The sequence below is a fragment of the Stenotrophomonas sp. YJH_SMC_25 genome (assembly GCF_059369595.1).
In genome coordinates this window covers 223184-247923 of record NZ_JCAFSV010000008.1, presented here as the reverse complement: position 1 = coordinate 247923, position 24740 = coordinate 223184, and the positions used below count along the sequence as shown (strand labels likewise).

The window sequence follows — 24740 nt, the reverse complement described above, 5'->3', positions numbered from 1 at the left end:
GTGCGCGACGCTGAAAACGGGCTGGTCCCTGCCTAAGGCCAGCCAGGGCGCAAGACCAAAGGCTGCCGGCCAGCGGCCGGCACTACCGTGCCCGTCTCATGGAGGGGCCAAGTCCCTCCATCAACACAGTTGCTACATGGAGGTATTTACGGCGTCCCCCTCAACCGGACCCACCCCGCCATCCCACGGAATGCACGCATCTGACGTTGACGTTGCCTTGGCTTGAAGCAGGTGCCGGGCGCAGCCCGGCCGTATCATCCCAGCATGCCCCGCGAAAACCTCAACGACCTGCAGGCCTTCGTCCACGTTGCCCGCGAGGGCAGCTTCACCAAGGCCGCCGCCCAGCTGGGCGTGTCCCAGTCCGCGCTCAGCCATGCCATGCGCGGCCTGGAACAGCGCCTGGGCGTGCGCCTGCTGACCCGCACCACCCGCAGCGTGTCCACCACCGAAGCCGGTGCCCGCCTGCTCGACACCCTGGGCCCGCGCCTGGCCGAGATCGAGGACGGACTGGCCGCGCTGGCCGAATACCGTGAACGCCCGGCCGGCACCATCCGCATCAATGCCACCGGCCATGCCGCCGAGTACATCGCGTGGCCACGGCTGGCGCCGCTGCTGCAGCAGTATCCGGACCTCAAGGTGGAACTGACCGCCGACTACGGGCTGGCCGACATCGTGGCCGAGCGCTACGACATCGGCATCCGCCTCGGCGAACGCCTGGCGCGCGACATGGTCGCCGTGCCGATCAGCCTGCCGCTGCGCATGCGCGTGGTCGGTGCACCCAGCTACTTCCGCCAGCACGTGGTCCCACGCCATCCGGACGAGCTGACAGACCACAACTGCGTGACCCTGCGCCTGCCCACGCATGGCGGGCTGATGCCGTGGGATTTCGGCCAGGACGGCAACGAACTGAGCGTGCGCGTGAGCGGCCAGTGGACCTTCAACACCATGGGCATGACCCGTGCTGCCGCGCTGGCCGGCAGCGGGCTGGCCTGGCTGCCGGAAGACCAGGTGCAGCCGATGCTGGACGATGGCCGCCTGCAGTCGGTGCTGGACGACTGGTGCCCGCACTTCGATGGCTACTACGCGTACTACCCGTCGCGCCGCCACGTCACGGTGGCGATGCGCACGGTGCTGGATGCGCTGCGCGGGCCGATGGCTGGATGAGGTGTGCGGACCAACGGTCCGCACCCACCTCGGTCCGCACCCGGTGATCAGCCCTTGGCTTGCGCCGCACGCTGGGCGTTGTAGCGCTCACCGACGATCGACACTTCATCCAGCGCCTGCGCGATGCGCTGCAGTTCTTCCGGCGCCAGCTGCAGGTCAGCCGCGCCCAGGTTCTCTTCCAGGCGGTGGATCTTGGTGGTGCCCGGAATCGGCACGATCCACGGCGCCTGTGCCAGCAGCCAGGCCAGCGCCACCTGCGCCGGCGTCGCGCCGCGTGCTGCCGCGATCGTACTGATGCGATCCACCAGCGCCTGGTTGGCGCGGCGCGCCTCCACTTCGAAACGCGGCACGCTGTTGCGGAAATCGTTGGCGTCGAAGGTGGTGTCGGCGTTGATCGTGCCGGTGAGGAAGCCGCGGCCAAGCGGACTGAATGGCACGAAGCCGATACCCAGCTCCTGCAGGGTCGGCAGCAGTTCGCGCTCCGGTTCGCGCCACCACAGCGAGTACTCGCTCTGCACGGCGGTGACCGGCTGCACCGCGTGCGCACGGCGCACGGTGGTGGCGCTGGCCTCGGACAGGCCGAAGTGGCCGACCTTGCCCTCGGCGATCAGGTCGCGCACGGTGCCGGCCACGTCCTCGATCGGCACGTTCGGGTCGACACGGTGCTGGTAGAACAGGTCGATATGGTCGGTGCGCAGGCGCTTGAGACTGGCTTCGGCCACGGCGCGGATGTTCTCGGGGCGGCTGTCCAGGCCGGTATCGGTGCGCGCATCCCTGAAGCCGAACTTGGTGGCGATCACCAGCTTGTCGCGGTAAGGCGCCAGGGCCTCGCCGAGCAGGTCTTCATTGGTGTACGGGCCGTACACTTCGGCGGTGTCGAAGAAGGTCACGCCGCGTTCAACGGCCGCGTGCAGCAGGGCGATGCCCTGGCTGCGCTCGACCGGCTGGCCATAGGCATGGGTCAGGCCCATGCAACCCAGGCCCAGGGCGGAAACCTTCAGGCCGCTGCGGCCGAGTTCACGTGTCTGCATCGTCGTGCTCCAGAGGGGGAACGCTGACGATACGCCTGCAGGGGCTGCCGATTGAATGGGCAGCGTTGCAGTTGGTCATGACTGGAATTCATCAATCGCCAACGCGCCCGGTAGAGTCGACTGTTAGTCGACTGCTCTTTCACCGGCCGGGAAAATCCCGCGCTGCGCGCGAGCGTCGACTGACAGTCGACTCTACAGAGTCGCAGGTCACCGGATCTCGGAGATCTCCACGCCATCCAGGCCCTGTGACAGCGTGCGTGCGTCGCCGCCCTGGCTGAGCTTGATGCGCAGGCGCACTTCGTTCTGCGAATCGGCGTAACGCAGCGCGTCCTCGTAGCTGATCTCGCCGGCCTGGTACAGCTCGAACAGGCTCTGGTCGAAGGTCTTCATGCCCAGCTGGACCGAGTCCTTCATCACTTCCTTCAGCTTGTGGATCTCGCCGTCGCGGATGTAGTCCTGCACCAGCGGCGTGCCCAGCAGGATCTCCATCGCCACCTTGCGCGAGCGGCCATCGGGCGACGGCACCAGCTGCTGCGCGACCACGCCCTTGAGATTCAGCGACAGGTCCATCAGCAGCTGGTTGCGGCGGTCTTCCGGGAAGAAATTGACGATGCGGTCCATCGCCTGGTTGGCGTTGTTGGCATGCAGGGTGCACAGCACCAGGTGGCCGGTTTCGGCGAACGCGATGGCGTGGTCCATGCCTTCGCGGGTACGCACCTCGCCAATCATGATCACGTCCGGCGCCTGGCGCAGGGTGTTCTTCAGCGCGGCTTCCCAGCTGTCGGTATCGATGCCGACTTCGCGCTGGGTGATGATGCAGCCCTCGTGCTTGTGCACGAATTCGATCGGATCTTCGATGGTGATGATGTGGCCGGTCGAGTTCTGGTTGCGGTAACCGATCATCGCCGCCAGCGAGGTCGATTTACCGGTACCGGTGGCACCGACGAACAGGATGATGCCGCGCTTGGTCATCGCCAGCGTCTTAATGATCGGCGGCAGGCTCAGTTCTTCCACCGTCGGAATGCGCGTCTCGATGCGACGCAGCACCATGCCGACCTGGTTGCGCTGGTAGAAGCAGCTGACGCGGAAGCGGCCGACACCGGACAGGCCGATGGCGAAGTTGCATTCGTGGGTCTTCTCGAATTCCTCGCGCTGCGCCGGGGTCATCACGTTGAGGACCAGGTCGCGGCTCTGCTGCGGCGTGAGCGGGGTCTGCGTGATCGGCGAGATCTTGCCGTTGACCTTCATCGCCGGCGGCATGCCCGCAGTGATGAACAGGTCCGAGGCGCGCTGGTGCGCCATCAGCTTGAGGAACGAAGTGAAATCGATGGTGGTCGCGGTGGTGTTCACGGCAGGCTCCCGGAAAGCGGTTTACCAGGTAACGGTCGGTGGAGGAAACAACACGGGAACAGCAGCGCACTGGCGCACGCTGCCCCGTTACTGCCCCGCCTTACTCGAACAGGCGCTTGTCCTTGGCGTACTCACGGGCCTGGTTTCGGGTGATCAGGCTGCGCTTGACCAGGTCCTGCAGGTGCTGGTCCAGGGTCATCATGCCGTACTGCTGGCCAGTCTGGATGGCCGAGTACATCTGCGCCACCTTGTCCTCGCGGATCAGGTTGCGGATGGCCGGGGTGCCGACCATGATTTCCCACGCTGCGGTACGACCGCCGCCAACCTTCTTCAGCAGCGCCTGCGAAATGACCGCACGCAACGACTCGGACAGCATCGAGCGCACCATCGGCTTTTCGCCGGCCGGGAACACGTCGATGATGCGGTCGATGGTCTTGGCCGCCGAACTGGTATGCAGGGTGCCGAACACCAGGTGGCCGGTTTCCGCCGCGGTCAGTGCCAGGCGGATGGTTTCCAGGTCACGAAGTTCGCCCACCAGGATGATGTCCGGGTCCTCACGCAGCGCCGAGCGCAGTGCTTCATTGAAGCCATGCGTATCGCGGTGCACTTCGCGCTGGTTGATCAGGCACTTCTGCGAGGTGTGCACGAATTCGATCGGATCCTCGACGGTGAGGATGTGGCCGTATTCGTTCTTGTTGATGTAGTCGATCATCGCTGCCAGCGTGGTCGACTTGCCCGAACCGGTCGGGCCGGTTACCAGGATCAGGCCCTGCGGCTGCTGGATCACTTCGCGGAACAGCGGCGGGCAGGCCAGGTCCTCTAGGGTGAGCACCTCGGACGGAATGGTACGGAACACCGCACCGGCACCGCGGTTCTGGTTGAACGCGTTCACTCGGAAGCGCGCCAGCGATGGAATCTCGAAGGAGAAGTCCACTTCGAGGAATTCCTCGTAATCGCGGCGCTGCTTGTCGGACATGATGTCGTACACCAGCGCATGGACCTGCTTGTGGTCCAGGGCTGGGATGTTGATCCGGCGAACGTCGCCGTCGACGCGGATCATCGGCGGCAGGCCTGCGGACAGGTGCAGGTCGGACGCTTTGTTCTTTACGGAAAACGCCAGCAGTTCGGCGATATCCATGAGCGGCTACTCCCCAATAACGGCTTCGACTGGAAGGATCTTTCCCCGGGCGGCAGTATAGCCTCCTGATTCAACGGAACGCGTTACGTGGCCACTCCCCTGCCCCAGATCCTGAGCAACCTGCATGCCGCCGCCGAGGCCGCTGGCAGGCCCGACCCACGCCTGCTGGCGGTGTCCAAGACCCAGCCGGCCGAGGCCGTGGCCGCGCTGGCCGCGCAGGGCCAGCACGCCTTCGGCGAGAACTACGTGCAGGAGGCACTGGCCAAGATGCAGGCGCTGCAGCATCTGGCGCTGGAATGGCACCTGATCGGCCACCTGCAGTCGAACAAGGCCGAGGCCGTGGCCAGCCATTTCGACTGGGTGCAGAGCGTGGACCGCCCCAAGCTGGTGACCGCGCTGGCACGCCATCGCCCGGCCGCGCGAGGCCCGCTGAACGTGCTGATCCAGGTCAACATCGACGACGAATCCAGCAAGCATGGCTGTGCACCGGAGGAAGTGGATGCACTGGCCGCAGCGATTGCCGCCGAACCCACCCTGCGCCTGCGCGGACTGATGGCGATTCCCGCGCCATGGCCCGAAGCCGAGCGCCGTCGGGATGCATTCGTGCGCATGCGCACACTTTTCCAGTTGCTGGCTGCCCAGCACGCGCAGATCGACACGCTGTCGATGGGCATGAGCAGCGACTACGCCGAAGCCATCGCCGAGGGCGCCACCCTGGTGCGCATCGGCACCGCCCTGTTCGGCGCGCGCCCGCGCCCGGCCTGATTTTTCAAGGAGATTTCCATGGCAGCTGATTCCATCACCTTCATCGGCGGCGGCAACATGGCGCGCAGCCTGATCGCCGGCCTGATCCGCCAGGGCGTGCCGGCCGCGCACATCCACGTCGCCGAACCGGTGGCCGAACTGCGCCAGGCGCTGGCCGCCGACTTCGGCGTGCAGGTGCATGACAACGCGAGCGATGCCGCCGCGCAGGGTGGCACCTGGCTGCTGGCGGTGAAGCCGCAGGTGCTGCGCGAGGTCTGCCAGTCTCTGCAGGCGCTGGCACAGGCGAGCCGACCGCTGGTGGTGTCGATTGCCGCCGGCATCACCAGTGCGCAGCTGCAGCGTTGGCTGGGGGGCGACCTGGCAGTGGTGCGCGCGATGCCGAACACTCCTGCCCTGCTCGGCGCAGGTGTGACCGGCCTGTTCGCCACGCCGTCGGTGGACACGCAGCAGCACGCGCGGGCCGAGCAGGTGCTGGCCAGTGCCGGGCGCACGGTGTGGATCGACAGCGAGGGGCTGATGGATTCAGTGACTGCCGTTTCCGGCAGCGGCCCGGCCTATGTGTTCCTGCTGGCCGAAGCGATGGAAGCGGCGGGTATTGCCCAGGGCCTGCCGGCCGACGCCGCGCGCACGCTGGTGGTGCAGACTCTGCTGGGCGCCTCGCGCATGCTGGATGAGGCTGGTGAAAGCCCGGCGGAACTGCGCCGCCGCGTGACCTCGCCCAACGGCACCACCCAGGCCGCGATCGAGAGCTTCCAGGCCGGTGGCTTCGAGGCTCTGGTGGATACGGCACTGCGCGCTGCGCAGGTGCGTGGGCAGGAACTGTCTGCGGCGAATGATTGATCCCGATGTGTGCCGACCAATGGTCGGCACCCACCATCATCCACGCATGGCGTGGATGCTCATTGCCCCAACGTGGTCATGACGAAATCGACGAAGCACTGCAACCGCGGGCGCGGCCTGCGGTCGGGCAGGTAGATCAGGTGCATCGGCCGCGGTTCGGGCAGGTAGTCGCGCAGCAGCGGCTTCAACCGCCCGGCTGCAATCTCCCCGGCCAGCAGTGCGGTCGGCTGCAGCACCAGCCCGGCCCCGGCCACCGCGGCTTCGCGCAGTGCAACACCATCATTGCAGGTCAGGCGCGCTTCCCAGTCCACCTGTTCACCGTTGGCCAGCTGCCAGCCGTGGCCACCGCGCCAGGCCAGATGGCTCAGGCAGTCATGCCCTTCCAGATCGGCGGGCGTACGCGGCGTGCCGCGCCGGCGCAGGTAGGAAGGCGCCGCGCACAGGCTCATCGCATACGGTGGCAGCGGCCGCGCCACCACCTCCTGCGACGGCAGCGGCCCGACCCGGATCGCCACGTCGAAGCCGTCCTCGATCAGATCCACACGGCGGTTGCTCAGATCCAGTTCAACGTTCAGCTGCGGCTGCGCGCGCAGCAGGCCGGCCAGTTGTGGCGCCAGCACGCAGCTGCCCCAGGTGGTGGGTGCGCTGACCCGCAGCAGCCCGCGCGGTTGCACCTGCAGGCCGGCCACGTCGGCCTCGGCCTGCTGCACCTGCTCCAGCACCTGCCGGCACCCGGCCAGGTAGGCGCTGCCGGCTTCGGTCAGGCGCTGGCGGCGGGTGTTCCGTTGCAGCAACGCGGTGCCCAGGTGCGCCTCCAGCTGCTGGATGTACTTGCCGACCATCACCGCCGAGACCTGCAACTGTTCAGCGGCCCCTGCAAAGCTGCCGCACTCGGCTACCGCGACGAAAGCCTGCATGCAGCGAAGGGTATCCATTGCTAATCCGGAGTTAGGAATCTGCAAAGCATACGCCGCTTACCTAACCCCGCTGTGACGGCGCAGACTGCGTTCACTCCCTCACGCAAGGAACGGCCATGAAGATCCTCCTCGTTGGTGCCAGCGGCACCCTCGGCCAGGCAGTCGCCCGCCAGCTCGGCCAACAGCATCAGATTCTCGCCGCCGGCCGCAGCAGCGGCGAACTGCGGGTGGACCTGACCGACGACGCCAGCGTCGCCGAACTGTTCTCGCGTACCGGCCCGGTTGATGCGGTGATTTCCACCGCCGGCAAGCTGCACTTCGGTCCGCTGCAGGACATGACGCCGGCGCAGTTCAACCTCGGCCTGCAGGACAAGCTGCTGGGCCAGGTGCGGCTGGCACTGGCGGCGCAGCACCATCTCAACGCCGGCGGCTCGATCACCCTGACCAGCGGCATCGTCAGTGCACAGCCGATCCGCGATGGCGTCAACGCCACCTCGGTGAATGCCGCGTTGGAAGGCTTCGTGCGTGCCGCCGCGTTGGAACTGCTACCGCGTGGCCTGCGCATCAACGTGGTCAGCCCGAACGTACTGATCGAATCGATGGCAGCCTACGGCCCCTACTTCCCGGGCTTTGAAGCGGTGAGCGCGCAGCGCGCGGCGCTGGCCTTCCAGCGTGCAGTGGAAGGCATCCAGAGCGGCGAGACGATCACGGTCTGGTAAGAAAAAAGGCACGGAGGGGATCAAGTCGACAATGCACAAACGACATAATCCCCTCCGTCCCCTTTTCGCGGGTCATTCCCAGCGCATCGGGCCGTCGCCGCGTTCGCCAAGCACATCCCCCGGGTTGGCCAGGCGGCAGCGCTGCAGCGACAGGCAGCCGCAGCCGATGCAGCCGGTGAGCTCATCGCGCAGCAGTTGCAGCATGTGGATGCGTTCTTCCAGCTCGGTGCGCCAGCGCGCGGACAGCCTGGCCCAGTCGGCCTTGGTCGGTGCGCGCCCCTCGGGCAGGCTTTCGAAGGCACGGCCGACCGCTTCCAGCGGCATGCCCACGCGCTGCGCAACGCGGATCACGGCCAGCCGGCGCAGCACGTCGCGGCTGTAGCGGCGCTGGTTGCCCGAGGTGCGCAGGCTGCTGATCAGCCCCTTGCGCTCGTAGAAATGCAGCGCGGAAACCGCCACGCCACTGCGCTGGGCGACTTCGCCCACGCTCAGTTCCTGGGACACCATTGCTTGACCTCAACTGCTGTTGAGGTGTCATGCTGCTATCTTCGCCGCCAGTTGACAAGCGCGGCCCGCATCTGACCCGTATGCCCCCGACCCTCTCGCCCGCCGCCGCCCACCTGCCGGCTGACACCTCGATCCTGTCCGCACGCTATCGCGCGACCACCCTCGGCATGGTCGCGCTGGTCGCGCTGCACGCCTTCGAGGCATTGGCCGTTGCGGCCGCGATGCCCACCGTGGCCGAGGCGCTGGATGGCCTGCGCCTGTACGCACTGGCCTTCGGCGGTACCCTGGCCACCAGCGTGATCGGCATGACCCTGGCCGGGCGCTGGGCCGATCACCATGGTCCGGCACGGCCGCTCTGGTACGGATTGGCCTGCTTCGTGCTGGGCCTGTTGCTGGCCGGCTTTGCGATGCGCATGGGCATGCTGGTGGCGGGACGCCTGCTGCAGGGCCTGGGTGCGGGTGCGATCTCGGTCTCGCTGTACGTGATGGTCGGCCGCAGCTACCCGGAGCACCTGCGGCCGAAGGTGTTCGCCGCCTTCTCGGCCGGCTGGGTGGTGCCTTCGATGGTCGGCCCGGCGTTGAGCGGCCTGATCGTGCAGCACCTGGGCTGGCGCTGGGTGTTCCTGGCGGTGCCATTGCTGGCGGTTCCGGCAGGCCTGCTGCTGCGCCCCGCGCTGGCACGCATGCAGCCCAGTCCCCCCAGCACCGCCGACGATGGACGCGGCAAGGTGGTGCGCTGGGCCAGCGGCGCCTCGCTGGCCGCGTTGCTGCTGTACTTCGGCGGTCAGCAACCGGGCCTGCCTGCCCTGCTCTGCATCGGTGTGGCGGTGCTGGCGCTGCTGTTCTGCGTACATCGACTGCTTCCGCCCGGAACACTGATCCTGCGCCGTGGCCTGCCCAGCGTGATCGCGCTGCGTGGCATCGCGGCAGCCGCCTTCTTCGCCTGCGAGGCCTACCTGCCACTGCTGCTGCAGCGCGAACGTGGCCTTTCGCCCAGCTGGGCCGGTGCCGTACTCAGTCTCGGTGCGCTGGGCTGGTTCGCCGGCTCGTGGCTGCAGGGCCACCAGCAGCGTGGCTGGTCACGCCAACAGCTGCTGCGCGCCGGCACGATGATGATGACGGTCGGCATTGCCGCCACGCTGGCCGTGCTGTTCAACGAAGTGCCACTGCCGGTGTCGCTGCTCGGCTGGGCCGTGACCGGCTTCGGCATGGGCATGATCTACGCCAGCCTGTCGGTGTTGACGCTGTCGTTGTCGGCGCCGCGGGAGCAGGGTGCCAACACCTCGGCACTGCAGCTGAGCGAGGCCCTGTCGGTGACCACCGCGCTGGCGGTCTCCGGCGCATTGTTCGCGTTGTTCGTGGAAAGCACCCCGCACACCGGCTACCTGCTGTGCCTGGCCATCACCTTCGGTCTTGCGCTGTTGGCCACGGTCATCGCGCGACGGGTGTAGCGCCGCCGCGCATCGCGGTAGTGCCGGCCGCTGGCCGGCAACCTCACGAACGCTGGAATGTCCAGATGATGACGGCCAGGGACCGGCATTACCGCGTACCGGCCCCCACATCATCGATGTCCCGATGCAGGATGCGCCGCACTTCCAGCACCGCCTGCGGGGTCTCCTGCACGCTGTGGCCGGAAATGATCACCTTCTCCGACAACGCACCCGGCAGGTGCGCACTCCAGTACGGCACCAGTCCGTCATCGGATTTGTCCACCGGCAGTTCCGGTTTGCGCTGGGCGATGATCGAGTGGTACTTCAGGCCCGCTTCGATCGGCAGCTGTGCGGCGGCCTTCACGAACGGATCGCTGGCCTTGAGGTTGTCGATGCTGTTCGGAATCTTCGGCTTGGCCGTGCCATCGACCTGCTGCTCGGCCTGCGCCAGTGCCAGGAACACATCCTCGAACTTGCCGAGGATGGTCAGCGGCAGGCGTACCAGGCGACCGATCAGGCGCCCGACCTTGTTGCCCGCAATGTCGGTGCCCTGGTGCGGCGCGGCGATGAAGATCGCGCGTTCCACGTTCGGCTGCGCCTTGAAATGCAGCAGCGGCCCCAGCTTGTTCTGCACACGCTTCAGGCGCTCGCCCTTCAGGTCGTAGTTGGCCAGCAGGTCATTCCACAGTACGTCGCCCGAGTCACTGACCAGCAGGCGCGCCAGCACGCCGCCCATGCTGTGGCCGATGTAGACCATGTCCTTCGATGCATGCGTGCTGCCGTTGGGATCGAAGTGCTTCAGCGTGTCGTTGAATGCATTGGCGATCTCGTAGCGGTTCAACGCGATCGGCGCATTGGTCGGGTAGTAGACCTGCCACACCTGGAACTGCTGGCGCAGCTCGGGGTCGCCCATGATCTCGTTGGCCAGGTTCACCCAGGCTTCCGGGCTGCTGGCCAGGCCGTGCAGCATGAAGATGATGCGACGATTCGGGTCCCACGGCTGCATCAGGTAGATGTGCGGTTCGCCGATGCCCTCGCTCATGCCGAACAGGGTGCGCAGCGATTGCCGGGCGAAACCGCTCTGCGCCAGCCACAGGCCATAGGCGGCGGTGAAGTTGCCGGCCAGCGGCACCTGCTCGCCATGCAGGGTGATGCGCTCGGTGGCTTCGGGCGAATAAGCGTCCAGCTCGACCCGGCGCGTGCGCATCACATCGTCCAGGTTGCTGCCCTCGAAACGCAGCAGTGCGGTGACGTTGATCGAGGACATCTCGCTGAACTCGGGCACCGAGTCGTCATGGCGATGACGGCGGCCACGGCGTGCGTCGTCCTCATCCTCCTGCGGCGCCTCGGCCTTGGGGCCCTCGGGTGCGATCACCGGTGCAACCAGCTTCGGCGGGTCCATCACCATCACCAGCTCAGCACCGAAGCCATCACGGCGATAGGTACTGCGCAGGCCGACGAAGCTGACCGTGCCGGCCGGCACCAGCTGCGCGGGAATGCTCTTCAGGTTCAGCTGCTGGTAATTGGAGGCCAGCGACCAGCTGCCGACCGTGAGCGGCTTCGTGTAATCCTCGCCGGCCAGCGCAGCGGCGCGTGCGCGCACGAACAGCACCACTGCCGCCTTCTCGGCCGCGTAGTTGTAGTAGTCGCGCACCTGCGTCTGGCGGTCCTCGAAGGCACGGTCGGACGGTGAGCGGCCGCTGTAGAACAGGTAGGCATAGGCATAGCGCGCCGCTTCCAGCCAGGCATCCAATGCCGCATCGCTCATCGGCGGATCGCCGGCAGCCGTCTTCTTCGGCGTCATCGCCAGCGCGGCCTTCACCCACAGTTCGGACAGCGCCGACAACCGCTGCTCGACATTGAGGTCGTCGGTCATCAGCAGCGTGCTGCGGCAGACCAGGAAGTCCTTTTCGCACTGCGACTCGTCCAGGCCTGCCGCGCTGAGCGTTTCGCGCGCGGCCGGGCTGAGCTTGCCCGTGTTGAGCACGTCGGCACGCTTGTTGACCAGCGAATCGCTGGACTTGACCTGCTTGACGGTAACCATCGCGCAACCGCTGCTACCCAGCAGCAGGAAGGCAGCGAACAACACCGGCAGCAGGCGCTGCCAGCGGCGTGGGAGGAATCGGGTCATTACTGCGGGTCCTGCTCGGTGCCGGGCACGCCCTGGCGGATTACGGTGGAGAAGTGGTCGCCGCTGCCCAGGTCCAGCGCACGCTGGGTGATGCGGCCCTTGTCATGCAGCTCGGCGTACGGCACACCTGGAGCGAGCGCGCCGACCTCCTGCGCGTACTCGGCCAGGTAACCGGACAGCAGCAGGCGGTAATCCAGCGGCAGGCGCGGTGCGATGTGCCGGGCCAGGTCGAAGACGATGGTGGTGCAGTTGCTGGTCAGCGTGTTGTAGAAGCCGGGCTTGGCATCCAGTTCGCGGGCCTGCGCGATGTACGCAGCGAACAGTTCCTTCAGCTGTGCGCGGTCCATGCCATGCAGGCGGTAGAGATAGACGTCCTCGCCGCGCGCGTTGGTGCGGGTGCGGATGATGTCGGTCTCCTCCGAAGCTACCAGGGTCATCTCGAACTTGCGGAAGAAGCCGCCCAGCGCCGAGAACGATTCACCGCGCTCCTTGCGGATCTCCAGCGAGAACACCACGTGGCGACCGTCCTCGAAACCAAACGAGATCAGGGTGTGGGCGATGGCCGGGCCCATCCAGTACGACAGCACCAGATCGGCCGAGCGCAACTGGTCCAGGTCGTACTCGCGGCGCACCCAGCGGGCGTCGTAGTCGGTTTCGCTGCGCCAGGTGAAATCACGCACGTTGTCCAGCACGACGTGGCGGCCATCGAAAGACACCACGTGCAGGCGCTGGGCCACGTCATCGGCCCACACGCGGTCCTGGCGCGGGGTCAGCAGCATCCACCACAGGCCGGCCAGCGCCAGCGATACCCCGAACGCCAGGCCCAGGCGGCGCGAGGCACGGCCCCGCGCGACCCGCCACGACACCCACAGCGCTACCAGCAGCCACAGCCCGGCGACGCCGGTAGCCAGCCAGCCCGGCCCCGGCAACTGATAGGCCAGCAGCCCGGTCACCCACAGCGCCAGCAGCGCCATGGCACTTCCTGTCATCCATCGTCCTGCGGCTTTCACTGGCATCCTGTCGCGGTCCTGAAGCCGCATAGTTAGCCACAAGCGGGTTCACCGTGGCATCTACGGCCCGTTCAGGCACATCGGCGCACCGTCTGCGGCGGCCCCCGCGGCCAGACGGATCACACAGGAGCAATGATGGGCATCACTTCCGTGGCCGGCGTTCCGGTCCAACCCCAGCACCGCGCAACCTGCCACTGCGGCACCGTCGAGCTGCTGCTGGACCTGCCGGACGGCATCGTCGATCCCCGCCGCTGCGACTGCTCGATGTGCCGGCGCCGGGGCGCCATCGCCGCCAGCGTCCCCCGCCAGGGCCTGCAGGTGCTGCGCGGGCAGAACCACCTGCAGATGTACCAGTTCAACACCCATGTGGCCGAGCACTACTTCTGTGGCGTGTGCGGCATCTACACCCATCACCGGCGCCGCTCCAACCCCGACCAGTACGGCTACAACGTGGCCTGCCTGGAGGGCATCGACCCGTTCGCGTTGGGGGTGATCCCGGTCAGCGATGGGGTCAACCACCCATCAGACCGCACCGGCTAGTGGCGCGTGCGCCGCGGCGGGGTGGCCACCTTCTGCCAGGGCGCCATGCCGCTGCGCCCCGCCCGCGCCGGGCGTTTCAGCCAGGGCCGGCGCGGCGGTGCCGGTGGCGCATCCGCGGCCGGGGGAGGAAGCGGTCGACGGCCAGGCCAGAGATGATCGAGCAGCCACATGGCAGGTCTCCGTGGGGGACGGGGACCACCAAGCCTAGGCCCGGGTGGGCATAGGCAGCGTGAGCGGGACACGACAACGGGATGACGGCGAAGGCGGGCGATGAGCCTGCTACGCAGTACGCCCGACCAACGCGTCTTTACGTTTCCGCAGCAACAGGTGCAACAACGCAGCACATGCGGCGGTCAGCAGCGCCAGTACACGCAGCAGTGTTGCCAGCGCCTCGCTACTGGCGTGCTGCAGCTGCATGCGGCTCATCGCCGGTAGCAGTGCCTGCGCCTGTTCCCGCGCCCCGGTGGCCAGATAGGCACCGGCACGCGCCAGCGATGCCGGCGACGCGCCCTGCAGCTGATGGCCGATCAGCAGCGCAAGCAAGGCAGTGACTGCGGCCAATGCGATGCCTTCACCGGCTACACGCACGGTCCCGAAGATGCCGGCGGCCATGCCCGCACGCTGTACCGGCACCACGCTGACCGACAGCCCATCCATCAGCCCCCATGGCAAGGCCGTCCCTGCACCGACCAGCATCAGCCACGGCACCCACTGCGAAGGCGACGGCTGCGATGCATGGCGCGACAACAGGTACAGGCCAGAGGCACAGACCAGCAGTCCCAGCGTGCACAGCCGCGCACTTCCAACGCGCTCCGCCCAGCGCGCAGCCAGCATCGGCAGCACCAGCATCGGCGCGGACAGGGCCAGCATCTGCAGCCCCACCAGGGTCGCGCTCTGTCCGTGCACTCCCAGCAGCTGCAGAGGCAATACCACCAGCAGCACCACGTAGCCGAAGCAGGTTGCGACCGGCAGCAGCTGGACACCGAGGAACGCCGGTTGCGAGAACAACGAGAGGTCCAGCAGGGGTGAGCGGTGCAGTCGTTCGATGCAGATGAACGCTGCGCCCAGCAGCAGCGTCGCCAACAGCGCCAGTTGCACGCGCACGGTATGCAGGCCGAACTCGCCCAGCCACAGCAGGGCCAGGGTCAACGCTGCCAGCATCAGGCTGAAGCCCAGCATGCCGCCGACATCCAGCCGCCCGCGTTCACCGTGGCTTTCGGGCAACACACGCGCGCCCAGTACGAAGGCGGCGAATGTCAGCACGCCGCCGACGGCGAACACACTGCGCCATCCCAATGCCTGCAGCAGCAGACCCGCAAGCAGCGGCCCCAGCGCCAACCCCGCACCGAATGTGGCGCCCAGCAGGGCGAACACACGGCCACGCATCGGCCCCTGCCAGGCATGCGCGAGCGCAGCCGTGCCGGACGCCAACGCCGCTGCGGCGGCAACGCCCTGCAACCCACGCGCCAGATCCAGCCACAGCAGCGTGGGCGCGAGGCAGACGGCGATCGTGGCAATGGTGAAGCCTGCTGTGCCCAGCAGGAACAACCGCCGCCGGCCATAGCGGTCGGCCAGGCCACCGGCAGCGAGCAGCAGGCTGCCGAAGGTGAGCATGAAGGCGTTGGTCACCCAGGCCAGCAAGCTCGGCGACGACGCAACGGAACGGGCCAGCGCGGGCACCGCGACGGCACCGGCCGAGAAGGACAACGGCAGCGCCAGTGCGGCCAGGCAGACGGCAAGCAGGGTCCAGCGCTGCTGCGTCTGGACAGGTACAGGGAGCATCGAAACCGGGGCCATGCGGGCCTCCAACCATCAGGGGCATTGATGATGGACAGGCCGCTATCCCTGAAAAACAGGCTCGATGGACGTTGATTGCGTCCCACTGTTCCGTAATCATGCCCCGCATGGACTCCATTTCTGCCCTGCTCGCCTTCGTCCGCACCGCGGAGGCTGGCAGCATCGTCGGCGCTGCGCGTGTACTTGGCCTGTCCGCGTCGGCGGTCGGCAAGCGCATCGCCCGTCTTGAACAGGAGCTCGGCACCCGGCTGTTCCAACGCACCACCCGCCGCGTGCATCTCACCGACGAAGGCGAACTGCTGCTGCAGCGCTGTCGGCGTGCACTGGACGAGCTTTCCGAAGCACAGGCGGACCTGGCGCAGCGACAGCATGCCCCCAGCGGGCTGCTGCGCATCGGCCTGCCCACCATCGGGTACCGCTTCCTGCTGCCGGTGCTGCCCGGCTTCCAGCAACGCTATCCGCAGGTGCAGCTGGAACTGGACTTCAACGACCGTATCGTCGATGTGGTCAGCGAAGGCCTGGACGCGGTGATACGCAGTGGTGAACTGGCCGATTCCAGCCTGACCGCACGGCGACTGGGCGGCTTTCGTTTCATCCTCTGTGCGGCGCCGGGCTACCTGCAGGCGCATGGCACGCCCGGTGATGTGAGCGAGCTGCGCATGCATACCGCGCTGCGTTTCCGTTACCCCACCACCGGAAAGCTGCATCCGTGGCAGCTGCCGGGCATCGAAGGCGATGCGGGGGCACGCCTTCCCACGGCGATGACCTGCAACAACATGGAGGCCGTGCTTGCCGCTGCGATCGGTTGCATGGGCCTGGCCTGGATGCCTGACTTCCTCGCAGCCGACGCGCTGGCCGATGGCCGCCTGCAACGGGTACTGCCTGCGCTGCCCACGCACCAGGGGCAGTTCTCGCTGCTATGGCCCGGTGGGCGCCATCCCAGTGCACGCCTGCGGGTGTTCATCGACTACGCCGTTGCGCATCTGTTCCAGGGCGACAAGGCGTAGCGGGTCCACAGAATCAGTTGGTGCCCGCCGTCTGCAGGAAATTGCGCAGCACCGGCGACGGCTGTTCCGGCTGCATGCAGAACGGCAGGTCGAAACGCGCTGCTTCGTCCTCCAGCGCGCGATAGACGATCTCCTGCGGGCGGAAGCTGGCCATGCTGGCCGGGACGATCGCCACGCCGGCGTCCACCGCCACCAGCGACAACACCGCGTGCATGCCCTGCGCTTCCTGCACCACGCGCGGGGTGAACCCCGCCGCGGTGCACAGGCCCAGCACCTGTGCATGGAAGCCGATGCCCTCGCCCGCCGGCCATGAAACGAACGATTCGTCGGCCAGCATCGCCACACTGACCTCCGGCGCGTCGGCCAGCGCATGAGCGCGCGGCAGCGCAATCGCCAGGCGGTCGTGGTCGAAGTCGTGCAGCACCAGCTCGGCGGCGGGGATCGGTGGAATCAGCACGCCGACGTCGATGCGCTGCTCACGCAGCCACAACTGCTGCTGGCGTGATGTGGCTTCCTGCAGATGCAGCTGAACGTGCGGGTAAATCTGGCGAAAGCGGCGGATCAAACCTGGCAGTCGGCCATACAGCGCACTGCCGACATAGCCTACGCGCAGGCTGCCGGACTGTCCGGCAGCAGCTTCGCGCGTGCGCTGCAATGCCTGCTCGGCCTGCTGCAGCGTTGCCCGCGCCTCCACCAGCAAGGTCTGCCCGGCCACGGTCAGGCCCAGCGTGCGATTTCCGCGCACGATCAGTTCACTTCCGAGCTCGTCTTCCAGCCGTCGTATCGCCGCCGTCAGCGGCGGCTGTGACATGTGCAGGCGGGCGGCGGCGCGGTGGAAATGCAGTTCTTCGGCCACGGCGACATACTGGCGAAGCAGGCGCAGGTCGATCATCTCGAAGCAGGCAGTGGGAATCCGCCTAGGGTACGCCCTCAGCCACGCACGTCGACGCTGGCGCGGGCGATGGCCGGCCACTGCAGCGCCACCGACTCGATGCTGTCGGCACTGACCGCGCACAGATCCCTTGGGTACGCCACATGCTCGGCCTCCTGCAGGCGCAGTGCGTGGAACTGGCCATTGCTTGCGCGCAGCACCCAGCCGCCGTCCTGGCAGCGCGTGGATGCCAGATAGGCCACACCTTGCGCAACAGCTTCCGGATGCAGCTCATCGGGCTCACCCTCGATGCCCCACATGCGCGTCTTTGCCACCGGCGAAACCGCATTGACCACGATGCCATGCTCGGCGCCCTCCAGCGCCAGCACATTGACCAGGCCAAGCGCGGCCAGCTTGCCCATCGCGTAAGCGGACAGCCCGCGCTGTGCGTACTGCGGATACAGCGCGCGATCAGACGTGGTGATGACGATGCGCCCGCCGCCCGCCGCGCGCATCGCCGGCCACGCCGCCTGCGCCAGCCACAGCGGCGTCTTCGCCGCCAGGCACAGCATCTGCTCCAACGCATCGTCCTCGATCGCTTCCAGTGGCTGGTACTCGACCCAGCCCGCGTTGTGGATCAGGAAGTCGATGCGGCCGTGCGCCTGCAGCAGTTCCTGCACCAGCGCATGGCAACCGCTGCGATGATCGATGGGACCATTTGCGGCCTGCACTGGCAAACCCTGCCGCTGCAGCGCTTCGACGCTGCGCAGGATGCGCTGTGGATCGGCGCCGCGGCCATCGGTACCGGCACCGACGTCATGCATCACCACCTGCGCACCGCGCTCGGCCAGCAGGCGGCTGTAGGCCAGGCCCAACCCACCCGCGGCACCGGTCACCAGGCCCACCCGGCCCTTGAAGGAAATATGCGAAATCGGCTTCATGCGCACAGCTTCAGCCAAGCTCACCGCCCCCGCCAATACCGTTGACCATCGGCCACGATACGCTCTCGCTATCACCGGAAAAGGGGACGGAGGGGATTAAGTCGTAACTCGCCCTACCGTGCCTGAAACGACTTAATCCCCTCCGTCCCCTTTTTCGTTCAGCGGCTGAAGCGGCGCGCGCCGGCGACGCAGATCACCGCGACCACGGTCACCAGCACCATGCTGAGGCTGACCGATTCGTGCAGCAGCAGCGCGGCCAGGGCAAGGCCGAAGAACGGTTGCAGCAACTGCAACTGGCCGACGGCGGCGATGCCGCCCTGCGCCAGCCCGCGGTACCAGAACAGGAAGCCGATCAGCATGCTGAACACTGCCACATAGCCCAGCGCCCACCACGCCGAGGCACCGACCGCAGTGAACGAGGACGGGCGCATCAGCACCGTCAGCGGCAGCATCACCGGCAAGGCCAGCAGCAACGCCCAGCTGATCACCTGCCAGCCGCCGAGATGACGGGCCAGCCGGCCACCTTCGGCATAGCCCAGCCCACACACCACGATCGCCGCCAGCATCAGCAGGTCGGCCTGCAACGATGCATCGATGCCGTTGCGCACCGCATAGCCGACCACGCAGGCACTGCCCAGCAACGAAAACAGCCAGAACGCCGGGCGCGGCCGATCGCCACCGCGCAGCACGCCGAACACCGCAGTGCTCAACGGCAACAGGCCGAGAAACACGATGGTGTGCGCCGACGATGCGTGGCGCAGCGCGAGTGCGGTCAACAACGGAAAGCCGACTACCACTCCGAGGCTGACCACTGCCAGGCCTGGCAGGTCACTGCGCCGCGGCCACGGCTGGCGCAGCAGAAGGAGCAGGCCGAGGCCGAGCACGGCGGCAATGGTCGCGCGTGCAGCGGTGACGAATCCGGCGTCCAGCTGCAGCACCGCCAAGCGGGTGGCCGGCAGGGAGCCGGCGAAGATCACCACACCGATGAAGCCATTGATCCAACCACTCGCCGACCGTTCCACGCCTGTACTCCTGAAGGTGCCGGACGATGCCCGGCTGGACCTGCATGGAAGCATCCGGCGCGGGAAGACCCCAGCTACAATCCAGTACAGTCGCAAGTAACTGTACTGCCCACACTTCCACTACGGTTCCACCATGCCGCGCCCGCTTACCCGCATCGAATCGGTCATCCAGACCGTCCGCACCCGCATCAGTGCACGGGTGGATGGTCCCGGCTCACGCCTGCCTTCGGTACGTGCGCAGGCTGCGACGATGGGAGTTTCAGTCTCCACCGTGGTCGAGGCCTACGAGCGCCTGGCGGCCGAAGGCCTGATCAGTGCGCGCGCAGGCTCGGGCTTCTACGTCAGTGGCCCGGCCGCACCGCTGGCGCTGGCCGAACTGGAGCCGCGGCTGGATCGCGCGGTGGATCCGCTGTGGGTATCACGGCAATCGCTGGAAACGCCCGCGGGCGACCTCAAGCCAGGGTGCGGCTGGATGCCCAGTGACTGGCTGTATCACGATGGCGTGCGCCGCGGCCTGCGCCGGCTGGCGCGCGCCGATGCCATGCAACTGGTGGACTACGCCGCCCCGCTCGGGCTGCCCGCGTTGCGCCAGCTGCTACAAAGGCGCAGCGCCACGCTTGGCATCGATGCACCGGTGGAGCAGATCCTGCTGACCGAATCCGGTACCCACGCGGTCGATCTGCTCTGCCGTTTCCTGCTCAAGCCCGGCGACTGCGTGCTGGTCGATGACCCGAGCTACTTCAATTACCACGCGCTGCTGAAGGCGCACCAGGTGCAGGCCATCGGCGTGCCGTACACGCACAGCGGCCCGGACCTGGAGGCGTTCGCGCAGGCCCTGCAGGCACATTCGCCGCGGCTGTACATCACCAATTCCGGATTGCACAACCCGACCGGCGCGGTGCTTTCCGCGAGCACCGCACACCGCCTGCTGGGCCTGGCCGAACGCAGCGAACTGATCATCATCGAGGATGACATCTTCGCCGACTTCGAACTGCAGCCGGCACCGCGGCTGGCCGCGCTCGATGGACTGTCACGGGTGATCCACGTCGGCAGTTTCTCCAAGACGCTGTCGGCAGCGTCGCGCTGCGGCTACATCGCCGCGCGCCACGACTGGATAGAGGCATTGACCGACCTGAAGCTGGCGACCAGCTTCGGCGGTGGTCATCTGGCCGCGCAGTTGATGCACATCGCGCTGACCGACAGCGGTTACCGCCGCCACATGCAGTCGATACGTTCGCGCCTGGCCGATGCACGCCGGCACACACTGCGGAAACTGCAGACGCTGGGCATCATGCCGTGGCTGCAGCCGGAAGCCGGCCTGTTCCTGTGGTGCCAGCTGCCCGATGGCCGCGACGCCGCCGCACTGGCGCGGCAATGCCTGCGCGAGGGCATCGTGCTGGCGCCGGGCAACGCGTTCAGCCAGTCGCAGCGCGCGGCCGACTATGTACGTTTCAACGTTTCGCAGTGCCAGGACCCGAAGATCTGGCAGGTACTGGCGCGCGCGCTGCGTTGAGCTGGTAATGCGCGACCAGCGCATCCACCACCACGCGCACGCCCGGCAACTGGCCGCGACGATGCGGCAGCAACACGCTGGTGGTGACTTCGCCGGCATGCCACGCCGGCAGCACCTGCTGCAGGCGGCCGGCGGCGATGGCCGCAGCACACAGGCTGTGTGGCAGTACGGTGATGCCAAGACCCGCTTCTGCCGCCGCGATCAGCAGCTGCGATTCATTGCCGACCAGCGCCACCTGCGGCTCCACCTGCACGGTGCGGGCGTCGGCGCCGTGCAGCGTCCAGCGCGTTGCATGGCGCGCGGTCAGCAGGCCGGCATGCGCGCGTAGCTGTTCGGGCGTGTCCAGTGCCGGCGCGGCTGCCAGATAACCAGGGGACGCCACCAGCACGATGCGTTCGCTACCGAGCATGCGCTGCACCAACCCGGAATCCGGCAGCGGACCGAAGTGGCTGCGCAGGGCGATGTCGATGCCTTCCTGCGCCAGGTCGATGAAACGATCACTCACTTCAACTTCGATACGCAGCCGTGGATAGCGGCGGGCCAACGCGGGCAGGCACGCGGCGAGCTCCCCCTGCACCACCGGAATCGAAGCGCTGATCCGCACGGTGCCGCTGGGTTCGGCCTGGCGGTCGCGGACGATGGCCTCGGCGGCCTCGACCTCAGACAACGCTGCGCGTGCGCGCTCGAAGAACTCCTGGCCGACCTCGGTCAATGCGAAGCGGCGCGAACTGCGCTGCAGCAGCCGCACCTGGAGCTGTTCTTCCAGCAGCGCCACGCGCTTGCTCAGGGTCGAGCGCGGCAGGCCCAGATGGCGCCCGCCTGCAGCGAACCCGCGCTGCTCCACCGCGGTCACGAACAGGGCCAGATCGTTGAGGTTGAGCATGCGCAACGTCCACAGATGTGGACTTCAGGATGCCATTCAAGCGGCTTCCGGGGCAATGTCCACGCAGGCACGCTTTCCTCACCCGCCGCATCGCGGCTTGAACCGGAAACCTGCCATGACCCCGATCCTCTTCTACGGCGTGCCCTCGGGCTGCTCGTTCGGCTCCATCGTCGCCCTGGAATGGCTGCGCCAGCCGTATCACCTGTGCCGCATCGACATGCCCGGCCAGGTGCAGAGCGAAGACTACCGCCGCCTCAATCCGCTGGGTGAAACCCCGACCCTGCGCACCGCGCAGGGCGAGCTGCTCAGCGAGAGCCTGGCCATCCTCAACCACCTGGCCGCGAAGGGCATCGCGCAGGGGCTGGGCTTCGCACAGGGCACGCCCGGCTTCGATCGCCTCAACCACCGGCTGGCCTATCTCAACACCAGTTTCTTCGGTGCCTACGCGCCGCTCTGGCACGCACTGGAGCATGCGCAAGGCGATGACGGCGAGGCGCTGCGTGCCTATGGCACCACCAAGGTGCGCCACGCCCACCAGGCGCTGGAGCAGATGATCGGCACGGGCCCGTGGCTGCTGGGCGAACAGCGCAGCTTTGCCGATGCCTACTTCGCCGGCATCGCGCGCTGGAACGACTATCACCAGGTGGTCGATCGTCGCGAGTTCCCCAGGGTGCAGCAGCTGTTCGAGCGCCTGCAGGACGACGCCGGCGTGCAGTTCGCCCACGCCGTCGAAGCGCAGCAGCCGGCAACCAGCAGCGGTGGCTTCCTCGGCGAGGTGCGGCTGGAAGACGTGCTTGAGGCAGCAGCGGCCTGAGCCCTGTCCTGCCCGTGTGGCAGCGGCGCGCAATGCCTCTTGCGCGCCGCGCTACAGTGGTATGTCCCCCGCCGCAGGAATCCGCGCATGTCCACGTTCTCCGACCCGCAGGCGGTGGCCCGCTATGCCGAAGCGCCGCTGCGCCAGGTGCCCGGCTTCCTCGCCCTGCAGCAGATGAGCCGCCTGCTGCTGGCCGAACGCGTTCCCGCGCAGGGCCGTGTGCTGGTGCTGGGCGCCGGTGGCGGGCTGGAGCTGAAGGCTTTTGCCGAAGCGCAGCCGGGCTGGCAGCTGCTGGGCGTGGATCCGGCCGCGCCGATGCTGGCCCTGGCCGAGCAGACACTGGGTCCGCTGATGCCGCGCGTGCAACTGCTGGAAGGCTACATCGACGATGCGCCCGATCTGCGCTTCGATGGGGCCAGCTGCCTGCTGACCCTGCACTTCCTCGATGCCGGGCAGCGCCTGCACACGTTGCGCGAGCTGCACCGGCGCCTGCAGCCCGGCGCGCCGCTGGTTGTGGCCCACCACAGCGTGCCGCAGGAACCGGCCGGCAAGCTGCGCTGGTTGCAGCGCTACGCAGCGTTCGCCGAAGCCTCGGGCGTTGCCCACGCCGATGCACAGCACGCGATCGAGGCCATTGCCGAGCGGCTGCCGCTGCTGGCCCCCGAACAGGAAGTGGCGCTGCTGCAGGAGGCCGGCTTCGATGGTGTGGAGCTGTTCTATGCCGGCTTCAGCTTCAAGGGCTGGGTGGCGTACACCGGTTGATGCCTACGGCACCACCGTGATGCCGATGCGCTGCATCAACAGCGCCACCTGCTGCACGTCCAGCGTGGCGCCACGCAGGTTGGTGCTGCGCAGGTCCAGCTCACCCAGCTCCGAGTTGGTCAGGTCGCAGTCGGTGAAGTTGGCGCTGTTCCAGTCGATGCCCTCGAACTGGCCGCCGGACAGGTCCGAGCCGGCGAAGCTGGCGCCACTCACATTCGCGCCATCCCATCGGTTTTCCCACAGCTCGCACTTTTCCAGCGTTACCCGCGAGAAATTGGCATAGCGCAGGTTCGACTTCTTGATGAACGCGCTGCAGAACCAGCTGCGCGTGGTGATCTGGTTCATGAAGCTGGCGTTGCTGAAATCCGCGCCCTGCGCGCGGCACTCGCTGATCTCCAGGCCCAGCGCCTTGATGAAATTGAAATGGCACATGCTGATATCGCAGCTGCGGAAACTGGCTTCCTTCAGCGTGGCGCCATTGAAACGGCAGCCAGCACGGCTGTCGGCATCGTAGAAACTGCAGTTGATGAACTCGGTACCGGTCAGGTCGGCGCCGGAAAAATCGCACTCGTGGAACTGCTGGTCGACCACTTTCTGGCCGGTGTACTGGTCCGCGCTGATGCGCAGCTTGCGGTGAACGGTGGGAGACATCAGGGATTCCATGCCAAGTGCCCCGCCATGATGCCGGGCCGCGAGGCCGATCCATAGACCCCGGGGCGGGCGGGTTCACCGGCAGTCCAGCCGCCCTGTGCCCTCCCGACCAATGCATGTTGTTGCACGATTATGCACGAACGTGCAGACTTGCGGCATGAGCGCCGACCCCAGCCCCCTACCCGCCCAGCGCACCCGGCAGATCCTCGAGGAGCTGCGCCAGCAGGGCCGCGTGGTCGCCGCCGAACTGGCGCGCCGTTATGCCGTCTCCGAAGATTCAATCCGCCGCGACCTTCGTGAACTCGCCGCCCAGGGCCTGTGCCAGCGCGTCTACGGCGGCGCCGTGCTGCCGCCGCCCAAGGAACGGCCGCTGCGCGAGCGCCTGACCCGCGACCGCGGCGACAAGGCCGAACTGGCTGCCCGCGTCTGCGCGCTGCTGCAACCCGGCCAGATGGTACTGCTCGATGCCGGTTCGACCAATCTGGCGATCGCCCAGCAGCTGCCGGCCGCTCTCGGGCTGACGGTGATCACCAATGCCCCGCAGATCGCCACCGCCGCCAGCATGCTCGAAGGCACTCCAGTGCAGCTGATCGGCGGGCGCCTGGCCAGCGGTGGCGGTGCGGTCGGTGCCGAGGCGTTGGCCCAGGTGCAGCGCCTGCGTGCCGACGTGTACCTGCCCGGCCCCTGCGCGGTGGACGGCGACACCGGCGTGTGGGCGATGGATGCGGAAGAAGCCACGCTGAAGCGCGCGATGGTGGCCTGCAGCAGCCGTGTCATCGTCGCCGCCACCACTGAAAAGCTCGGTGCCCGCGGCAACTGGCAGATCGCCAGCCTGGACGAGATCGACGACCTGGTGCTGACCACCACCGCACCGCCCGCCTTGGCGGCTCGCTTCCACGCCGCCGGTATCGCGGTGCACCCCACGCCTCCCTGACTG

23 protein-coding genes and 1 pseudogene are annotated in these 24740 nt (G+C 67.4%); 11 read left to right on the top strand and 13 right to left on the bottom strand.

Features of this window, described 5'->3' with window-relative positions:
• Positions 1–264 precede the first annotated feature (264 nt).
• Positions 265–1164 carry a LysR family transcriptional regulator gene (locus AC5P7E_RS13280; RefSeq protein WP_114618885.1) on the top strand — a complete coding sequence of 300 codons (900 nt, stop codon included), beginning with the start codon at positions 265–267 and terminating at the stop codon, positions 1162–1164.
• Between the two features lie 47 nt (positions 1165–1211).
• Here the strand turns inward: AC5P7E_RS13280 and AC5P7E_RS13275 are convergent, their stop codons facing one another.
• The 3 genes from AC5P7E_RS13275 to AC5P7E_RS13265 all read right to left on the bottom strand — a co-directional run bounded on the left by AC5P7E_RS13275 (position 1212) and on the right by AC5P7E_RS13265 (position 4683).
• Positions 1212–2195: an aldo/keto reductase gene (locus AC5P7E_RS13275; RefSeq protein ID WP_114618884.1), complete on the bottom strand. Its 984-nt coding sequence runs from the start codon at positions 2193–2195 to the stop codon at positions 1212–1214.
• Between the two features lie 207 nt (positions 2196–2402).
• A complete protein-coding gene (locus tag AC5P7E_RS13270; RefSeq protein WP_005408369.1) occupies positions 2403–3545 on the bottom strand; it encodes a PilT/PilU family type 4a pilus ATPase in 1143 nt (380 codons plus the stop codon).
• Between the two features lie 100 nt (positions 3546–3645).
• Positions 3646–4683 carry a type IV pilus twitching motility protein PilT gene (locus AC5P7E_RS13265; protein ID WP_004147099.1) on the bottom strand — a complete coding sequence of 346 codons (1038 nt, stop codon included), beginning with the start codon at positions 4681–4683 and terminating at the stop codon, positions 3646–3648.
• A gap of 87 nt (positions 4684–4770) precedes the next feature.
• On the opposite strand from AC5P7E_RS13265, the gene AC5P7E_RS13260 reads away from it, so the two are divergent.
• On the top strand, positions 4771–5448 hold the full coding sequence (locus AC5P7E_RS13260; RefSeq protein ID WP_005408368.1) for a YggS family pyridoxal phosphate-dependent enzyme: 678 nt from the start codon (positions 4771–4773) through the stop codon (positions 5446–5448).
• 18 nt (positions 5449–5466) lie between these two features.
• Positions 5467–6288 (top strand): pyrroline-5-carboxylate reductase, encoded by an 822-nt coding sequence (gene proC, locus AC5P7E_RS13255; protein ID WP_005408367.1) that lies wholly within the window; start codon positions 5467–5469, stop codon positions 6286–6288.
• Between the two features lie 59 nt (positions 6289–6347).
• On the opposite strand, the gene AC5P7E_RS13250 is transcribed toward proC, so the two are convergent.
• Positions 6348–7223 carry a LysR family transcriptional regulator gene (locus AC5P7E_RS13250; protein WP_012479333.1) on the bottom strand — a complete coding sequence of 292 codons (876 nt, stop codon included), beginning with the start codon at positions 7221–7223 and terminating at the stop codon, positions 6348–6350.
• A gap of 71 nt (positions 7224–7294) precedes the next feature.
• Between AC5P7E_RS13250 and AC5P7E_RS13245 the strand changes: the two are divergent.
• Positions 7295–7924: pseudogene (locus AC5P7E_RS13245) on the top strand (short chain dehydrogenase); the annotation flags it as partial.
• A 72-nt stretch (positions 7925–7996) separates the two neighbouring features.
• Here AC5P7E_RS13245 and soxR read toward each other — a convergent pair.
• Positions 7997–8431 (bottom strand): redox-sensitive transcriptional activator SoxR, encoded by a 435-nt coding sequence (gene soxR / locus AC5P7E_RS13240; protein WP_005412484.1) that lies wholly within the window; start codon positions 8429–8431, stop codon positions 7997–7999.
• A 29-nt stretch (positions 8432–8460) separates the two neighbouring features.
• Between soxR and AC5P7E_RS13235 the strand changes: the two genes are divergently transcribed.
• Positions 8461–9882 carry an MFS transporter gene (locus AC5P7E_RS13235; protein WP_111193428.1) on the top strand — a complete coding sequence of 474 codons (1422 nt, stop codon included), beginning with the start codon at positions 8461–8463 and terminating at the stop codon, positions 9880–9882.
• 88 nt (positions 9883–9970) lie between these two features.
• Here AC5P7E_RS13235 and AC5P7E_RS13230 read toward each other — a convergent pair whose 3' ends face one another.
• Positions 9971–11992: an esterase/lipase family protein gene (locus AC5P7E_RS13230; protein WP_043033643.1), complete on the bottom strand. Its 2022-nt coding sequence runs from the start codon at positions 11990–11992 to the stop codon at positions 9971–9973.
• The gene (locus AC5P7E_RS13225) at positions 11992–12966 is read right to left on the bottom strand and encodes an Lnb N-terminal periplasmic domain-containing protein (protein ID WP_111188986.1); all 975 of its coding nucleotides are present in this window, start codon (positions 12964–12966) and stop codon (positions 11992–11994) included. Before AC5P7E_RS13225 ends, AC5P7E_RS13230 begins: the two co-directional genes overlap by 1 nt.
• A 171-nt stretch (positions 12967–13137) precedes the next feature.
• Between AC5P7E_RS13225 and AC5P7E_RS13220 the strand changes: the two genes are divergently transcribed.
• On the top strand, positions 13138–13542 hold the full coding sequence (locus tag AC5P7E_RS13220; RefSeq protein ID WP_033834825.1) for a GFA family protein: 405 nt from the start codon (positions 13138–13140) through the stop codon (positions 13540–13542).
• Positions 13543–13821: 279 nt separating this feature from the next.
• Here AC5P7E_RS13220 and AC5P7E_RS13215 read toward each other — a convergent pair whose 3' ends face one another.
• Positions 13822–15339 (bottom strand): MFS transporter, encoded by a 1518-nt coding sequence (locus tag AC5P7E_RS13215; RefSeq protein ID WP_114618883.1) that lies wholly within the window; start codon positions 15337–15339, stop codon positions 13822–13824.
• A gap of 107 nt (positions 15340–15446) precedes the next feature.
• Here AC5P7E_RS13215 and AC5P7E_RS13210 point away from each other — a divergent pair, with 107 nt between their 5' ends.
• On the top strand, positions 15447–16346 hold the full coding sequence (locus AC5P7E_RS13210; protein ID WP_114618882.1) for a LysR family transcriptional regulator: 900 nt from the start codon (positions 15447–15449) through the stop codon (positions 16344–16346).
• A 13-nt stretch (positions 16347–16359) separates the two neighbouring features.
• Here the strand turns inward: AC5P7E_RS13210 and AC5P7E_RS13205 are convergent, their stop codons facing one another.
• The 3 genes from AC5P7E_RS13205 to AC5P7E_RS13195 form a co-directional block, all read right to left on the bottom strand.
• A complete protein-coding gene (locus AC5P7E_RS13205; RefSeq protein WP_114618881.1) occupies positions 16360–17238 on the bottom strand; it encodes a LysR family transcriptional regulator in 879 nt (292 codons plus the stop codon).
• 38 nt (positions 17239–17276) lie between these two features.
• Positions 17277–18158 carry an SDR family NAD(P)-dependent oxidoreductase gene (locus AC5P7E_RS13200; protein ID WP_024956089.1) on the bottom strand — a complete coding sequence of 294 codons (882 nt, stop codon included), beginning with the start codon at positions 18156–18158 and terminating at the stop codon, positions 17277–17279.
• 158 nt (positions 18159–18316) lie between these two features.
• Positions 18317–19180 carry a DMT family transporter gene (locus tag AC5P7E_RS13195; RefSeq protein ID WP_043033646.1) on the bottom strand — a complete coding sequence of 288 codons (864 nt, stop codon included), beginning with the start codon at positions 19178–19180 and terminating at the stop codon, positions 18317–18319.
• Positions 19181–19313: 133 nt separating this feature from the next.
• On the opposite strand from AC5P7E_RS13195, the gene AC5P7E_RS13190 reads away from it, so the two are divergent.
• Positions 19314–20693 carry an aminotransferase-like domain-containing protein gene (locus tag AC5P7E_RS13190; RefSeq protein WP_197596112.1) on the top strand — a complete coding sequence of 460 codons (1380 nt, stop codon included), beginning with the start codon at positions 19314–19316 and terminating at the stop codon, positions 20691–20693.
• Here AC5P7E_RS13190 and AC5P7E_RS13185 read toward each other — a convergent pair.
• Positions 20632–21576 (bottom strand): LysR substrate-binding domain-containing protein, encoded by a 945-nt coding sequence (locus tag AC5P7E_RS13185; protein WP_114618879.1) that lies wholly within the window; start codon positions 21574–21576, stop codon positions 20632–20634. The genes AC5P7E_RS13190 and AC5P7E_RS13185 overlap by 62 nt on opposite strands.
• A gap of 115 nt (positions 21577–21691) precedes the next feature.
• On the opposite strand from AC5P7E_RS13185, the gene AC5P7E_RS13180 reads away from it, so the two are divergent.
• Both AC5P7E_RS13180 and AC5P7E_RS13175 read left to right on the top strand, forming a co-directional pair.
• A complete protein-coding gene (locus AC5P7E_RS13180; protein ID WP_114618878.1) occupies positions 21692–22390 on the top strand; it encodes a glutathione S-transferase family protein in 699 nt (232 codons plus the stop codon).
• Between the two features lie 87 nt (positions 22391–22477).
• Positions 22478–23152 carry a class I SAM-dependent methyltransferase gene (locus tag AC5P7E_RS13175; protein ID WP_087803459.1) on the top strand — a complete coding sequence of 225 codons (675 nt, stop codon included), beginning with the start codon at positions 22478–22480 and terminating at the stop codon, positions 23150–23152.
• A gap of 3 nt (positions 23153–23155) precedes the next feature.
• Here the strand turns inward: AC5P7E_RS13175 and smqnr are convergent, their stop codons facing one another.
• Entirely contained in the window at positions 23156–23803 is a 648-nt protein-coding gene (gene smqnr, locus AC5P7E_RS13170; protein WP_005408352.1) for a SmQnr family pentapeptide repeat protein, read from the bottom strand.
• Between the two features lie 157 nt (positions 23804–23960).
• Here smqnr and AC5P7E_RS13165 point away from each other — a divergent pair, with 157 nt between their 5' ends.
• Positions 23961–24737 (top strand): DeoR/GlpR family DNA-binding transcription regulator, encoded by a 777-nt coding sequence (locus tag AC5P7E_RS13165; RefSeq protein WP_114618877.1) that lies wholly within the window; start codon positions 23961–23963, stop codon positions 24735–24737.
• Positions 24738–24740: the final 3 nt, after the last annotated feature.